General features: G+C 68.4%; 17 protein-coding genes. 9 read left to right on the forward strand and 8 right to left on the reverse strand.

Annotation, left to right across the window (positions count from 1 at the left end; translation table 11 throughout):
- The first annotated feature begins 68 nt into the window (after positions 1-68).
- Positions 69-692, forward strand: coding sequence for a carbonic anhydrase (locus tag C5E41_RS01855; RefSeq protein ID WP_104374209.1), 624 nt, complete (start codon positions 69-71; stop codon positions 690-692).
- 148 nt (positions 693-840) lie between these two features.
- The gene (locus C5E41_RS01860) at positions 841-1494 is read left to right on the forward strand and encodes a DUF4232 domain-containing protein (protein ID WP_104374060.1); all 654 of its coding nucleotides are present in this window, start codon (positions 841-843) and stop codon (positions 1492-1494) included.
- Positions 1495-1578: 84 nt separating this feature from the next.
- Here C5E41_RS01860 and disA read toward each other — a convergent pair whose 3' ends face one another.
- Genes disA through C5E41_RS01875 form a run of 3 tightly spaced genes read right to left on the reverse strand, consistent with a single transcriptional unit; the run spans position 1579 to position 4959 of the window.
- Positions 1579-2778, reverse strand: a complete 1200-nt coding sequence (disA, locus tag C5E41_RS01865; RefSeq protein WP_104374061.1) for a DNA integrity scanning diadenylate cyclase DisA — start codon at positions 2776-2778, stop codon at positions 1579-1581.
- Entirely contained in the window at positions 2775-4178 is a 1404-nt protein-coding gene (gene radA / locus C5E41_RS01870) for a DNA repair protein RadA (protein ID WP_104374062.1), read from the reverse strand. Before radA ends, disA begins: the two co-directional genes overlap by 4 nt.
- 52 nt (positions 4179-4230) lie before the next feature.
- Entirely contained in the window at positions 4231-4959 is a 729-nt protein-coding gene (locus C5E41_RS01875) for a hypothetical protein (RefSeq protein WP_258080662.1), read from the reverse strand.
- 271 nt (positions 4960-5230) lie between these two features.
- Here C5E41_RS01875 and carD point away from each other — a divergent pair, with 271 nt between their 5' ends.
- The 6 genes from carD (at position 5231) to C5E41_RS01905 (ending at position 10042) form a co-directional block, all read left to right on the forward strand.
- On the forward strand, positions 5231-5719 hold the full coding sequence (carD, locus tag C5E41_RS01880; protein WP_019931623.1) for an RNA polymerase-binding transcription factor CarD: 489 nt from the start codon (positions 5231-5233) through the stop codon (positions 5717-5719).
- A 10-nt stretch (positions 5720-5729) separates the two neighbouring features.
- Positions 5730-6521, forward strand: coding sequence for a 2-C-methyl-D-erythritol 4-phosphate cytidylyltransferase (gene ispD, locus C5E41_RS01885; protein WP_104374063.1), 792 nt, complete (start codon positions 5730-5732; stop codon positions 6519-6521).
- Positions 6522-6535: 14 nt separating this feature from the next.
- Positions 6536-7018, forward strand: coding sequence for a 2-C-methyl-D-erythritol 2,4-cyclodiphosphate synthase (gene ispF, locus C5E41_RS01890; protein WP_104374211.1), 483 nt, complete (start codon positions 6536-6538; stop codon positions 7016-7018).
- A gap of 236 nt (positions 7019-7254) precedes the next feature.
- Positions 7255-8640: a cysteine--tRNA ligase gene (gene cysS / locus C5E41_RS01895; protein ID WP_104374064.1), complete on the forward strand. Its 1386-nt coding sequence runs from the start codon at positions 7255-7257 to the stop codon at positions 8638-8640.
- Between the two features lie 61 nt (positions 8641-8701).
- On the forward strand, positions 8702-9670 hold the full coding sequence (gene rlmB, locus C5E41_RS01900; RefSeq protein ID WP_104374065.1) for a 23S rRNA (guanosine(2251)-2'-O)-methyltransferase RlmB: 969 nt from the start codon (positions 8702-8704) through the stop codon (positions 9668-9670).
- 75 nt (positions 9671-9745) lie between these two features.
- The gene (locus C5E41_RS01905) at positions 9746-10042 is read left to right on the forward strand and encodes a DUF4190 domain-containing protein (RefSeq protein ID WP_104374066.1); all 297 of its coding nucleotides are present in this window, start codon (positions 9746-9748) and stop codon (positions 10040-10042) included.
- A gap of 76 nt (positions 10043-10118) precedes the next feature.
- Here the strand turns inward: C5E41_RS01905 and C5E41_RS01910 are convergent, their stop codons facing one another.
- From C5E41_RS01910 to C5E41_RS01920, 3 genes are all read right to left on the reverse strand, one after another.
- The gene (locus C5E41_RS01910; RefSeq protein ID WP_104374067.1) at positions 10119-10949 is read right to left on the reverse strand and encodes an enoyl-CoA hydratase/isomerase family protein; all 831 of its coding nucleotides are present in this window, start codon (positions 10947-10949) and stop codon (positions 10119-10121) included.
- A gap of 81 nt (positions 10950-11030) precedes the next feature.
- Positions 11031-12203 (reverse strand): acyl-CoA dehydrogenase family protein, encoded by a 1173-nt coding sequence (locus C5E41_RS01915; protein ID WP_104374068.1) that lies wholly within the window; start codon positions 12201-12203, stop codon positions 11031-11033.
- Between the two features lie 136 nt (positions 12204-12339).
- Entirely contained in the window at positions 12340-13083 is a 744-nt protein-coding gene (locus tag C5E41_RS01920; RefSeq protein ID WP_104374069.1) for an alpha/beta fold hydrolase, read from the reverse strand.
- Between the two features lie 44 nt (positions 13084-13127).
- Here C5E41_RS01920 and mhuD point away from each other — a divergent pair, with 44 nt between their 5' ends.
- Positions 13128-13442 carry a mycobilin-forming heme oxygenase MhuD gene (mhuD, locus tag C5E41_RS01925; RefSeq protein ID WP_104374070.1) on the forward strand — a complete coding sequence of 105 codons (315 nt, stop codon included), beginning with the start codon at positions 13128-13130 and terminating at the stop codon, positions 13440-13442.
- Positions 13443-13507: 65 nt separating this feature from the next.
- Here mhuD and C5E41_RS01930 read toward each other — a convergent pair whose 3' ends face one another.
- The gene (locus tag C5E41_RS01930) at positions 13508-13951 is read right to left on the reverse strand and encodes an OsmC family peroxiredoxin (RefSeq protein ID WP_104374071.1); all 444 of its coding nucleotides are present in this window, start codon (positions 13949-13951) and stop codon (positions 13508-13510) included.
- 321 nt (positions 13952-14272) lie between these two features.
- A complete protein-coding gene (locus C5E41_RS01935) occupies positions 14273-15055 on the reverse strand; it encodes a phytanoyl-CoA dioxygenase family protein (protein ID WP_104374072.1) in 783 nt (260 codons plus the stop codon).
- Positions 15056-15118 lie beyond the last annotated feature (63 nt).

Raw genomic sequence — 15118 nt, forward strand, 5'->3', positions numbered from 1 at the left:
TCCGAAATTTGCCCACGTGTAGCCAATCGGACTCGCCGGTAGCCCGCAAGCTGTGGAAAATGGGACGCATGCCTCATACCAACCCGATCAGTGCCTGGAAGTCTCTCCGCGAGGGTAACGACAGGTTCGTCAACGGCACACTGCAGCACCCCAGCCAGGGCGCCGCCGACCGCGCGAAACTCGTCGGCGGCCAGCATCCCCGGGCCATCCTGTTCGGGTGCGGCGACTCCCGGGTGGCCGCGGAGATCATCTTCGACCAGGGCCTCGGCGATATGTTCGTGGTCCGCACCGCCGGCCACGTCGTCGACGAGTCGGTGCTGGGCTCGATCGAATACGGCGTCGCAATCCTCAACGTGCCGCTGATCGTGGTCCTCGGGCACGACAGTTGCGGCGCGGTCCGCGCGACCATCGACGCACTCGACGACGGCAACGTGCCCGGCGGATTCATCCGCAGCGTGGTCGAGCGCGTATCGCCGTCCATCCTCACGGGTCGCCGCGACGGACTCACCGAAGTCGACGAACTCGAGTCCCGCCACGTGCAGGAGACCGCGCGTCTGCTCACCGATCGCTCGAAGATCGTCTCCGAGCGGGTCGAAAGCGGACAGTGCGCCATCGCCTGTGTGAACTACAAGCTTGCCGACGGCCGCGCGCTGCTGCACAAGGTGATCGGCGATATCGGCGAAACGGTCTGAACCACAACGGTTCCCACTCGGTGATCGCCGGGTGCCGGCACCGCCACGGAAGGCGGCGCGAAAATGTACCCGGCGTCACCGCCATTTCGGCGCCGACACGCCGCGTACCTGAGCGGAACGGCACGATCGTGCCCTTACCGTTGTTGCCGTGCTGGAACCGAATGGACCGTTGCCGCCGGAGATCTACTGGCGTCGCCGCCTGCTCGCCATCGGCGCGCTGATCGTCGCGCTCGCTCTGGTCATCTGGCTGGCGCTGATGTTGCTGCGCGGCGGCGGAGACGACAAGGGCCCCAAGGCCGCGGCGGCGACCTCCACCTCCGCCAAGGCGGCCGGATCCACCACCGCCGATCCCAGCGGTTCGAAGGTTCCGGCCTCGGGCACCGTCAATTCCACGGCCGGCGGCGTCCCCGCACCCTGTCCGGATCAGTCGCTGGCGGTCAAGGTGACCGTCGGCCAGCCGACCTACAAGGCCGGAGATCAGCCGGTGTTCACCATCGTGCTCACCAACATCTCCACCGCGGCCTGTACTCGGGATATGGGTTCGGGCCTGCAGCAGGTGTGGGTGCAGTCACTGGACGGCCAGCGCAAGCTCTGGTCGAACACCGACTGCGATCAGGGCGGTCCGGCCGATGTGCGCACCCTCAACGGCGGCCAGCAGGCGGCCTTCACTCTCACCTGGTCGGGCACCACGTCGCAGCCGGGTTGTGCGGGCGATCGCGTTCCGGTGCCGGCCGGCGGATACGCGGTGGTGGCGCAGTTCGGTTCCGTGCGCAGCGCGCCGGAAACCTTCAACATCGCCTAACTTCGACATCGCCTGACTTCGACATCGCCTGACTTCGACATCGCCCGCCTCGCCGGGCTCGAAACCGGTAGCGCCCGAACCGGTTCAGACCGTGTCGGATTCCGACAGCCGGGACAGGCCCTCGCGGATCTGCCGGGCCAGATGCGCATCGATACCGTCGACACCCTCGATATCCGAGGCGCTCGCCGATACCAGGCCCGACAGCGAGCCGAATGCGGCGATCACGGGTTCGACGCGACGCAGCGGCACCCGTGGAATCTCGGCCAGCACCCGGTATCCGCGCGGGCCCACGGCGGTGTCGAGGGCCTCGAACGTCGCCGGAAAACCCAGGGGTGGAGCGAGATTGGTGAGTTCGAGCAGATCCACCTCGAGTAGCCCGTCGAGCGCTGCCAGCGTGCGATCGACCATCGCGTCGTCGACCGGTTCGGTGCGGATGTAATCGCGGACCAGCAGGCGGCGCAGGGCCTCGGTGTTGCCCACCAGTTCGGCCAGTTGCAGCGCCAGCTGCCGGCCGTCGACGCCGAGTTCGGCCACGTCGGAACTGATTTCGCGCGCGACGCGGCGTACCAGCTCCAGGCAGTGCACCACCGCCAGCACATCGCGCACCGTGGCGCAGTCGTTCAGCTCCACCAGCGACAGCTGCCGGGTCGTTTCGTCCAGGCGCGAACGGTAACGCTCCAGCGTCGCCATCGCCTGATTGGCTCGCGACAGGATGGTCTCCGAGGTCTGGATCGGATGCCGGTGCCCGTTGAGATAGACCGTGACGATGCCCGTCGAGCGGCTCACCGACACCACCGGATAGCCGGTCTGGGCGGCGGTGCGCTCGGCCGCCTTGTGCCGGGTGCCGGACTCGGTGGTCGGCAGGCCGGGGTCGGGAACCAGGTGGACGTTGGCGCGGCGGATGCGTGCGCCGTCAGTCGAAAGCACCACGGCGCCATCCATTTTCGACAGTTCACGCAGCCGGGTGGGCGAGAATTCGACGTCGAGTTCGAATCCGCCGTCGCAGATTCGCTCCAGTTCCTCGTCGTAGCCGAGCACGATCAGCCCGCCGGTGCGGGCACGCAGGATCCGGTCGATACCGTCGCGCAGTTCGGTGCCCGGCACCAGCCGGGCGATGGTGGTACTCAGACCGGGCGCACCGTCGGCCTCGACCGCTTCAGCCACGGGCACCCCGTCGGCCGGAGCCACCGCATCCACCGCGGCCGGCACGTCCGCTGGGGTCTCGAACCTGCGGCGCGGCGCGGGACGGCCGAGCAGGTGGGTCACCCAACGGCCCGGGATCATTCCACAGCCTCCACACGCTCGCGTCGTCGCTTCGACAAACCACTCGAGGCGAGTGCCGCACGAACACTCGCGACCTCGTGCACCTTCATTCCGATGCCGGACAGGTCGGTTCCGGGCGGTACCAACGCCTCCGTGAAACCTAGCCGCTCGGCCTCGCGCAACCTGCGCCCGACCCCCGTGACACGCCGGACCTCACCGGCGAGGCCGACCTCGCCCAGCACCACCATGCCCGCGCGCAGCGCGATATCGCGTTCGGCGCCGGTGATCGCGACCGCGACGGCCAGATCGGCGGCGGGCTCGGTCAATCGCATTCCGCCCACCGTGGCGGCGTAGACGTCGTGCTTGCCCAGATACACACCGCAGCGGCTCTGCAGTACCGCGAGCACCATCGAGACGCGGTTGTAGTCCAGACCGCTCACCGCGCGCCGCGGCGCGGGTATCTGGGTGGATACGGTCAACCCCTGCACCTCGCCGAGCAGCGGCCGCTTACCGTCCATCGCGACCGTGATCGCGGTCCCGGGAACCTGATCCGCACGGTGATGCAGGAACAGTCCGGACGGATCGCTCACCCCGGCGATGCCGTCGTCGTGCAGTTCGAAACAGCCGACCTCGTCGGCACTGCCGAAGCGGTTCTTGATGCCGCGCACCATGCGCAGTGTGGAGTGTTTGTCGCCCTCGAACTGCAACACCACATCCACCAGGTGTTCGAGGGTGCGCGGCCCGGCGACGTTGCCGTCCTTGGTGACGTGGCCGACCAGCAGCACCGCGATACCGCTCGCCTTGGCCAGGGAGGTCAGGGCCGCGGTCACCGCGCGTACCTGGGTCACACCGCCGATCACCCCGTCCGCGTCGGCGGCCAGCATGGTCTGCACCGAATCGACCACCAACAGCGTCGGCCGGACCTGATCGACATGGCCGAGAATCGTGGCGAGATCGGATTCGGCTGCGAGATAAACCCTTTCGTGCACCGCCCCGGTCCGGTCGGCGCGCAGCCGGACCTGCCCGGCGGACTCCTCGGCGGTGACATAGAGGGCGCGCTCCTCGCGCTCCCGGGCCCAGCGGTGGGCGACCTCGAGCAGCAGCGTCGACTTGCCCACGCCCGGCTCACCCGAGAGCAGCACCACCGATCCTGGCACCACCCCGCCGCCGAGGACGCGATCCAATTCCGCGACACCGGTGGGCCGGGCGCGGGTGACCTTGGAATCGATGGTCGAGATGGGCGCCGCGGCCGTCGAGGGCAGCAGTGCCCGGCGCCCGGCGGCATGCGCTCCCGCCGCGGCGCCGGTCGACACCACCTCGTCGACGGTTCCCCATTCGTTGCACCCCGGGCAGCGCCCCACCCATTTGGCAACCTCGTTCCCGCATGCCGAGCAGCGGTACAGCGATTTCACCTTGGCCACGTGCGCAGCCTAGATAAGGGGGCCGACATGGGCCGGTGCGCAGGGGCGAGTCTCAGTGGCCGCCGTGCTCGGCGATCGTCGCGCCCTCGTGCCGCGGGGTGTCCGGGCCGGCGTCGACGGGCACCTGCACTTGCACGGTGCCCGCGTTCTTGAAGTTGAAGGTGACGCCGTAGGTCAGGCCGGGCACGACGTCCTTGGTCAGTCCGGTGATCTCCACCAGGATCGGATGCGCGTTCGGGTCGGCCGGCTGATCGGGCGTACCGGCGCCCTCCTGGCGCGGCGACGCGCTGTGCTCCGGCGTGGGCGTTGCGGGCGAGCTGGTGGGCTGCGCGGCGCCGGTGGTCGGCGCGGACTTCTCGGCGCCCGCCTGGCCGGCCTTGGCGGCTTCCGGGCTCGCGGCGACGACCGTCTGCCCCGGGACCAGTTCCGGCGTGGCCGGAGTGATCTTCACCTGGCCGAGGTCGGTGGTGATGCTGACCAGCTGGTCGGTCTTGGACGAGCCCTCGTTGATCGCGCTGAAAGCGACGACCGACTTGCCGCCCTTGGCGTTGGTGTATTCCTCCGACTGCGGCAGCAGAATGCGCACGTCACGCAGCGCGACGTTGCCGATGGTGGCCGCGTTGCCGTTGACGGCGGGTACTTGGCTCGCGGTCTGCGAGATCTGGCCGGCACCGCATCCGGACAACGCCAGCGCCGCACCGGTGGCCAGCGCGGCAACAGCGATTGCGCGCCGCGACACCTTGGTCACATTCGACGCTGTGGTGGCTTTCAGGGCAGTCACGGGTTGTCCTCCATGTCGACCGGCTCACTCCACGATGGAGAGTAGTAGTAGGCAGCGTAGTAGTTCGCAGGGTGGTCGGTGTGGACCGGTCCGGTGTAATGTTCCGCGGCGACCCGCGAGCCGCGTATCCCGTTCTGCCGCAACAAGATGCACACGCGTTACGATCTGTCAAGCCCCAAGGTCGGCCTGTTGTGGCCCTGACCTGCGCCGTTGATCGCGGCGTTATCGAGTCGCATGTTAAACTGTGAACATCGAAAGGGGCACGGGACACATGATTTTTAAGGTCGGAGACACCGTCGTTTACCCCCACCACGGAGCGGCGTTGATCGAAGCAATCGAGACTCGCACCATCAAGGGTGTTCAGAAAGAGTATCTGGTCCTGAAGGTCGCCCAAGGCGATCTCACCGTTCGGGTTCCCGCAGAGAACGCGGAGTACGTCGGCGTCCGCGACGTCGTCGGCCAGGAAGGTCTCGACCGAGTCTTCCAGGTGCTACGCGCTCCGCACACGGAGGAGCCGACGAACTGGTCTCGGCGGTACAAGGCCAACCTCGAGAAGCTCGCCTCCGGCGATGTGAACAAGGTGGCCGAGGTCGTCCGTGACCTGTGGCGTCGGGAGCAGGACCGCGGCCTGTCCGCCGGCGAGAAGCGGATGCTGGCCAAGGCCCGGCAGATCCTGGTCGGTGAGCTCGCACTCGCCGAGGGCACCGACGACGTCAAGGCCGAGACCCTGCTCGACGAGGTTCTCGCCGCGGCCTCCTGACCGCATCGCCTTGACGCTCAACTCCCGCCGCGTTGTGGCATTGGTTCCTGCCGCCGGTCGGGGCGTTCGCCTGGGTGAATCGACACCCAAGGCATTCGTCCCGGTCGGCGGCAGTCCCATGCTTCTACACGCAGTAGACGGTCTGATCGCGTCCGGGGTCGTCGACCGCATCGTGATCATGGCGCCCATCGAGATGATCGATGCGGCCCGGGAACTGCTCGCCGCCCGTGCCCACGCGGCCAGCTCGATACCGGTCGACGTGGTGGCCGGCGGCGTAGAACGCACCGACTCGGTCCGCGCCGGCCTGGCCGCCGCCCCGGAAGCCACCCACATCCTCGTGCACGACGCGGCCCGCGCCCTGACGCCGCCGTCGCTGATCGCACGGGTCGTGGACGCGCTGGACGCAGGCCACCGCGCGGTCGTCCCCGGTATCCCGGTGGCCGACACCATCAAGGCCGTCGACCCGGCCGGTGATGTCACCGGCACGCCGGACCGCTCCGGACTGCGGGCGATTCAAACGCCCCAGGGCTTCGACGCGGCGCTGCTGCGCGAGGCCTATGCGGTCCACTTGCCGGCCACCGACGATGCGGGCCTGGTGGAGGCGATCGGGGCGACCGTATCGGTGGTCCCGGGCGACCCACTGGCCTTCAAGATCACCGGCCCACTCGATCTGCGACTCGCGAACGCACTGGTAGTGGACGCGTCGTCGGCGTCCGACTCCACTTCTGCGGGCACGCCTTCCGGCGCGGCGAACGCCGAGACCGCGATCACCACGACGACCGAGGCGGCGGTGACCGGATGACCGACCCCACCGCGCTGCGCACCGGAATCGGCAGCGACGTGCATCCCATCGAACCCGGCCGGCCCTGCTGGATGGCCGGACTGTTGTTCGAGGGCGACGACGGCTGCTCCGGACATTCCGACGGCGATGTGGCCGCCCACGCGCTGTGCGATGCGCTGCTGTCGGCCGCCTGCCTGGGCGATGTCGGCGCGGTCTTCGGCACCGGACGTCCCGAGTGGGAGGGCGTCTCGGGCGCCGCGATGCTGACCGAGGTTCGGCGCCTGCTCGACGAATCCGGATATCGGATCGTCAACGCGGCGGTGCAGATCATCGGTAATCGGCCCAAGATCGGGCCGCGACGCGCCGAAGCGCAAAAAATACTCGGCGAATTACTCGACGCACCGGTTTCGGTATCCGGTACGACGTCCGACGGTCTGGGACTCACCGGACGTGGGGAGGGAATCGCCGCGGTCGCGACCGCATTACTCGTGCACGACGGGCGATGTAGTACCGCGTAACAGCAGTCGGCGATTCGGCGTGGATTTATAACTCGCGCCGATCGACCGCGGCGAATCGGCGACGGTCGCCGTATTCGCATCCGTGCCCGGCGGCCGCATCCCGGCCCCGCACTCGCTCCGGAAACGTGCCCCGCCGAATCCGTTCCGGACCCGCGGTGTCATCGCATTCGATGGACCGTGGACCATAGGAGGGGCACACCCATACCGTTGTTCAACAAGCCTTAGGATGGCTGGTCGTGACTCTGCGCCTGTTCGACACCGCGACGCGGACCCTGCGGGATTTCACCCCGCTGGTCCCTGGACGTGCGTCGGTGTACCTGTGTGGCGCCACCGTGCAGGGCGAACCACATATCGGGCACGTCCGCAGCGGCGTCGCCTTCGACGTCCTGCGCCGCTGGCTCACCGCGAACGGCTACGACGTGGCCTTCGTGCGAAATGTCACCGATATCGACGACAAGATCCTCGCCAAGGCCGCCGCGGCGGGCCGCCCGTGGTGGGAATGGGCCGCGACGCATGAGCGCGCCTTCGATCGCGCCTATGAGGCGCTCGGGGTGCTGCCGCCGTCGGTGGAACCACGGGCCACCGGGCACATCACCCAGATGGTCGAGATGATGCAGCGACTCATCGACCGCGGGCACGCCTACGCGTCGAGCGGCAACGTGTATTTCGACGTGCGCAGTTATCCGGAGTACGGTGCGCTCTCCGGGCACAAACTCGAGGATGTGCAGCAGGGCGAGAGTGCCGGCGAGGGTAAACGCGATCCGCGCGATTTCACGCTGTGGAAGGCCGCCAAACCGGGCGAGCCGACCTGGCCGTCGCCGTGGGGTCCCGGGCGTCCGGGCTGGCATCTGGAATGCTCGGCGATGGCCGAGTTCTACCTCGGGCCCGAATTCGATATCCATTGCGGTGGTATGGATCTGGTTTTCCCGCACCACGAGAACGAAATCGCCCAATCCCGCGCCGCCGGAGACGGATTCGCGCAGTACTGGCTGCACAACGGTTGGGTGACACTCGGCGGCGAGAAGATGTCGAAATCGCTCGGCAACACCCTCTCGGTGCCGAATATTCTCAGCCAGGTGCGGGCCGTGGAATTGCGGTTCTATTTGGGCAGTGCGCATTACGCGTCGATGCTCGAATATTCCGAGCAGGCGCTGCGGGATGCCGCGCAGACCTATCAGCGACTCGAGGCATTCGTGCAGCGCACCGTCGAGCGGGTGGGTGAGGTCGCGGTCGGGAAATGGACCGACGCCTTCGCCGAAGCGCTGGACGACAATCTCGCGATCCCGAAGGCCCTGGCCGAGATTCATCGCGTGGTGCACGAGGGCAATCGGGCGCTGGAAGCGGGCGCGGGCGAGTCGGCGCGCGAGGCCGCCGGACAGGTGCGGGCGATGCTCGGGATTCTGGGCGTCGATCCGCTGGATGCGCACTGGGCCGGCCCGAAGGACACCTCGGCGGCCGAATCCGCGCTCGACGTCCTGGTGCGGGCCGAACTCGAGCGCCGTCAGCAGGCCCGCAGCGAAAAGGATTGGGCCACCGCCGACGCCGTGCGCGACCGGCTCGGCGCGGCCGGAATCGAAGTCGTCGACACTCCGGGCGGCTCGGATTGGTCGCTGGCCAAATGATTCACCCAGCGAAGCCTGCTGATCGGGTGCGGGTGTCGCGACCCACACGAAAGGCATACTGATGGCAGGAAATTCGCAGCGACGAGGCGCGATCCGTAAAGGCGGCACCAAGAAGGGCGCCGTCGTCGGCAGCGGCGGTAAGCGCCGTCGCGGACTCGAGGGCCGCGGCGCTACCCCGCCCGCCACCATGCGCAAGAACCACCCCGCCGCGAAACGCGCTGCGGCGGCGGCGAAAGCGGCCAAGGCGACGCAGGGGCAGAACCGCGCCCGGCCCGGCACACGCAAGGGCGACGACGGGCCGGAGTTGGTGCTGGGCCGCAACCCGGTGGTGGAGTGTCTGCGCGCGGAGGTTCCGGCCACCGCGCTGTACGTCGCGCTGGGGACCGAGAACGACGACCGCCTGACCGAGTCCGTGCAGCGCGCCGCCGATGCCGGAATCTCCATCCTGGAGGTGTCGCGCACCGATCTGGATCGGATGAGCGCCAACGGTTTACATCAGGGCATGGCCCTGCAGGTGCCGCCGTACCGCTACGCCCATCCGGAGGATCTGCTGGACAGCGCCCGCGCTTCCGGGAGCGCGCCTCTGCTGGTGGCGCTGGACAACATCTCCGATCCCCGCAACCTGGGCGCGGTGATCCGTTCGGTCGCCGCGTTCGGTGGGCACGGGGTGGTGATTCCGCAACGCCGCAGCGCCAGCGTCACCGCGGTCGCCTGGCGCACCAGCGCCGGCGCCGCGGCCCGGCTGCCGGTGGCGCGCGCGACCAATCTGACTCGTACACTCAAGGATTGGGCCAAGGCCGGTCTGCAGGTGGTCGGCCTCGACGCCGGCGGCGACACCGTCCTCGACGATTTCGACGGCACCACACCGACCGTGGTGGTCGTCGGCTCGGAGGGTAAGGGGTTGTCACGCCTGGTCCGCGAAACCTGCGACACCATCATCAGTATCCCGATGGCCGGACCGGTGGAGTCGCTCAACGCCTCGGTGGCAGCGGGAGTCGTGCTGGCCGACATCGCCCGCCAACGCCGCTGAGCGGGGCCGGAGACTCCCAAGATGCCCGTCTGCCAAGCTTTTAGGGTGGGCACACTTTAGACTCGCACGGTGGCCATGAATCAACCCGACTACTGGGGATCGCTGCCTGAGCCGCCGACCGGTAACCCGGTCGAGCACCCGCATGCGACGACGGTGCTGATCCTGGGTGTGCTGAGCCTATTGTGTTGTGGCGCATTGGGTCCGGTGGCGTGGGTGATGGGCAAGCGGGCGCTCGACCAGATCGAGATGTCCGGCGGCACCATCGGCGGCCGATCGCAGGTGGTGGTCGGCTATGTGGTCGGCATCGTCGGCACCGTACTGATGGTGTTGTACGCGTCCATCTTTCTGTTGATGCTCATCGGCGGGCGCTGACCGGGCCGCACGGCGGGAACGCGCCGACGATGTCTCCGGAACCGGTCCGATTTCGAAGGACCGGGCTTTCGCGGGGCTAGGCCGGTTCCTCGGCGGTGCCGTCGAGGCCCGGACGCTCGCCCGGCGAGGACAACTCGCCCGCGGGCCATTCGGCACTGATACTGCCCTTCCACTGCGGATGGCGGCGGTCGCGAAACGCCGCCATCCCCTCGGCCGCGTCCACACTCTCGCCGACGAAGCCGTGCAGTTCGGATTCCAGCCGGCCGACCGCCTCGGGGCTCATCCCGAGGCCCTCCCAGAGCAGCCGCTTGGTCAGGGCGGTCGGCAGCGGCGCGGAACCGGCCGCCAGGTCGTGCGCCACGGCCAAAGCGGTCGGCAGCACCTCGCCCGCCGGCAGGCTGCTGTTGGCCACGCCCATCCGGCACGCTTCCTCACCGTCGAACGTGCGGCCGGTCAGCATGATGTCGGCCGCATTGGCCATCCCCGCCAGCCGCGGCAGAGTCCAGTGCGCGTAGCCGTCGGCCATCGCGCCGCGACGCACCTGATTCAGCCCGTATACGGCATCGGTGGCCATGTATCGCAGATCGCACTGCAAGGCCAGCGACAGCCCGATCCCTACGGCATGCCCGTTCACGGCCGCGATCACCGGTTTGCGGATCTGCCACGGCGGCGGATCGATCGTGCCGCGCACGTCACCGACGCGGGCGGACAGATCGGCGCCCGCGCAGAACGCGGGCGGCGTCCCGGTGATCACCACCGCGCGAATCGCGTCCTCGGTATCGCAGCGCCGCAGCGCTGTTCCGAGCTCCGCCGCCATCGTGGGCGTCATGGCGTTCTGCTGCGCGGGACGGTTGAGCGTGAGTACGGCGACACCGGCGGACACATCGACCTGCAGTTCCGAACTCATGCGACGATCCTAGGTTTGGGTGACCTTTCCCGACCACCTTACTGGTGGACGGTGCGGCGAGGAGCGCAGGCGCCGGGACTGCTATCCGCGCAACACCTGGAGGCCGATCGCGTACTTGTGGACCTCGGTGGGGCCGTCGTAGAGGCGGAAGGCGCGCATATCGCGGAAGATCATCTCGACCACGGTTTCGTCGCTGATGCCGATGCCGCCGAGGACCTGGACGCAGCGGTCGGCGACCTTGAACAACTCCTCGGACACATACGATTTCGCCATCGAGCTCTCGTGGCGAGCCTTGTGGCCCTGGTCCATCAGCCAGCAGGTGTGCCAGATGGTCAAGCGGCACTGGTGCAGGGCGACCTCGTTGTCGGCCAGCATGAACGACACGCCCTCGTGCTCACCGATCGGCTTACCGAAAGCCGTGCGGGTCTTGGCGTATTCGACGGCGATGCTCTGGGCCCGTTCGGCGGCGCCGAGCCAGCGCATGCAGTGGGTGAGGCGGGCGGGGGCCAACCGCATCTGGGCGTAACGCAGCGCCTGGCCACTCTCCCCCAGCAGCGACTCCTTGGGGAGGATCAGATTCTCGAAGCGCACGACGCCGTGGCCGCCGACGTAGTTGCGGTCCATCGTGTTCATGGTTCGCTCGATGACGATGCCGGGCGCGTCCCCCTCGGTGAGGAACAGGGTCGGGCCCGCGGGGAGGTGGTCGTTTTCCTCGAGTTTGGCCATGATGATCCACGTCTTGGCCCCGTCGGCCCCGGTGATCAGCCATTTGCGGCCGTTGATGGTGAAGGTGTCGCCGTCGAAGGTGGCGGTGGTGGCGAGCTGGCCGGGATCGGATCCGGCGCCGCCCGGCTCGGTCATCGCGAAGACCGAGCGCTGACGGCCGTCGATCACCGGCATCAGGTAGCGGTCGACCTGTTCGGGGTTCGCGACTTTGGACAGCAAGAACATGTTGCCCTCGTCGGGTGCGGCGCAGTTCATCGCGACCGGTCCCAGCGTGGACCACCCGGCCGCCTCGTACAGCACGGCCTGTTCGACGTGGGTGAGCCCCCGGCCGCCGAGTTCCTCGGGCGCCTGGATGGTGAGCAGCTTCTCGGCCCGCGCCAACTCGACCAGTTCCTGACGCAGATCGTCGTTGGGCCCGTGCGCGGTCAGGCGGGGGTCGCGCTCGAACGGAACGATCTTGTCCGTGACGAACCGGCGGATGCGGTCACGTTCGGCGGCGAGGTCGGCGGGTATCGAGAAGTTAATCATTGATTCACCTTATGGTCGGGGCCTCAGTGGAGCATACGTCGCCTCTCGCCCGAGGCTGAAGGCGGCTGAAGGCGATTGCCCGCAACCGCCGGACCTCGGGTCGCCCTTCGCCCGGACCCGCCTGCACACGACCCGATCAACCCACGTTTTCGTGCAGAAACCGTTCCACTTCGGCGCGATAGACGGCGGGCTGGTCGTCGTGGACGAGATGTCCGGCGGCGCCGACGACCACATGACGCACACCCGGCCGAGCCGCCGCCATCTCCCGCATCTGCCCCGGCGGCGTGATCGTGTATTCGCCCTCGATCAGCAGAGTCGGCACCCGCACTGCGGCCCATTCGGCCCAGAAATCGCGGGTGCCCCACTCCTCGGAGATGTCACGGAAGGTCGCGACCGAACCGTGCAACCGGTAGCCGTCCCGACCGCGCGTGAACGAGTTGAGGAAGTAACGTCCGGCGACCGGGCCGAAATAATCCAGTACCGCGTCGGCATCGGGAAACGGTTGCGGCCAGGCCTCGATCATCTCCGCCCAGTGCCGCGCGGTGCGACCGCGGAAATCGGGCGCCATATCCTCGACCACCAGCGCCCGGACCCGCCCGGGATGCGCGGCCGCGAACATCCACCCGTGCAGTCCGCCCATCGAATGGCCGATCACCACCATCGGTTCCGATATCGAGGCGGTCGCGGCGGCCAAGTCGGCGACGAACGCCTCGGTGGTGAGCTCCGGCGGGGCCGGTCGGCCGTGCCCGGCGGCGTCGAAGGAGTGGACGTGGCCGAATTCGCGCAGCCACGGCACCTGGCCCGCCCAGGTCCGCGCGCTGCCCATCAATCCGTGCAGCAGCAGAATCGGCACCCCGGTGCCGCCCTCGTCGTACAACATCGGCACCGACGATACGTGCCGCGCCGTGGGATTAGCCTGTGCTTATGGCTGTTGTGAAGATCAATGCGATCGAGGTTCCCGAGGGAGCCGGACCCGAACTCGAGAAGCGCTTCGCCCATCGTGCGCACGCGGTGGAGAATTCCCCCGGCTTCCTGGGCTTCCAGTTGCTGCGCCCGGTCGCCGGGGACAACCGGTATTTCGTTGTGACACAGTGGGATTCGGAAGAGTCGTTCGCCGCGTGGCGGGACGGCCCGGCCAAGGAGGCGCACGCCGGACAGGCCCGTCAGCCGGTCGCCACGGGCGCCTCGCTGCTGGAATTCGAGGTCGTCCTCGACGTCGCGGCGAAATCCGATCGGTAGTTTTCCCGCACCCGGTGGTCGGTCCGACCACCGGGTGCGGTGCGACTGCTTCGGCCCGCGCCGGCTCAGCTTTCGAGGGCGGCGTCGAGTTCGATCGTCTCGACGCCGGCCAGAGCCTTGCTGACCGGGCAACCGGACTTGGCGGTCTGGGCGGCCTGCTCGAAGCCGCCGGCGTCGATACCCGAGACCCGGCCGCGCACGGTCAGCTTGATCGTCGAGATGCGGAAGCCGCCCGCGGGATCCGGGCCGAGCGTCACGTCGGCCTTCACGTCCAGGCTTTCGATGGTGCCGCCGGCGGCGCCGATCTGACCGGACAGCGCCATCGCGTAGCACGACGAATGCGCGGCCGCGATCAGTTCCTCGGGGCTGGTGGTGCCCTCGGCGGTATCGGCGGTCCGCTTCGGGAACGAGACGTCGAATTTGCCGACACCGGAACTGGCCAGGTCGACCTGTCCGGAACCGTCCTGCAAGCCGCCGGTCCATGCGGTACGCGCGCTGCGTATAGGCATCGCTGTCCTTTCGTCGAGTGAGAATGAGCCGTCGCGATCGAACCTACTCGCCGCACCCGCGCGACTCACCGCTGTCCGGCCCGGCACGATTCCGGCGCGACGCCGCAGCGCTGCTCACGCCATATCACGGCGCACCATCAATGCCACTGTGCCGCAGGCGAATACCGTGATGTACACCGCCAGCACGACGAACGACGCCGGTCGGACAGGATGTGCAGGACACCAGCGGCAACGTGCGCCGCTCACCGTCGCCGCCGATGGGGACGGGCGGATGCGAGCGATGCTCGCCCGCCCGCGGATTCCGCACTACCTGCGGAGCGTTCAGCGGGCGCCGAGCCCGAGACCCCGTCGAATCGCCTGCTCCACCGGCGAATACGCACCGTCGGGCCGGTCCAGCACGCACGGTTCGCGCAGTAGCAGCGGTGGCTGAGCCATGAATTTCGGGTTCCGGCCCCGATGCGCCTGGGCGGCATGCACCAGGAACGGGTGGCACAGATACACATCTCCGGCCCGTCCGGTCGCCGCCACTTCCGGAAGGTCCGCGGTGGCGGCGAAGTCCTCGACCAGATCCGACATCGCGACTCCGGCCGCACCGTACGGTTCCAGCACCTTCGCCATGCGCAGGTGCGAGCCCACCCGGATCCGTGTCGGCGCATCGTCGGTGCCGACGTCGGAGAACAGAAACAGCATCAGCAGGCCCCGCCCCTGCGACCGCACGTTGATACGCCACCGCAGATAGTCCTCCGGATCCTCGCCCGGGAAACTCGCATCGATATGCCATCCGTCGTCACCCGGCGGCTGCTCGCTGGGAAAGCGAATCGGGAAGGTACCCAGTCCCTGAGCGGCTACCCATCGGTCGGCGCCGACCAGCCGATCGCACGCCTGCGCCAGCAGTGGGCTGCGCGCGGCCCTGGCGAACGGCGGGTCCGCGAATCCGGGCAGCCGCACGACCGGCCGCGTCCACGTTCCGGAATCCGCCGGATCGCATCCGGTTGCGCGCCACAGTATTTCCCGCGCCTCGGCCGCGGTGGACGCGGAGAACGCACCCTCCACCCGGACGAAACCCTCGGCGATGAAGCCTTCCACCTCGGCATCGGTCAGCACACAGCCCTCATTCCATGCTCGCGAACATCGCCAGCATGGAACAGGTGCCCGCGCGGCCGCCAC

The sequence above is a fragment of the Nocardia nova genome (assembly GCF_002933465.1).
In the GTDB taxonomy this organism is placed as follows: domain Bacteria; phylum Actinomycetota; class Actinomycetes; order Mycobacteriales; family Mycobacteriaceae; genus Nocardia; species Nocardia nova_B.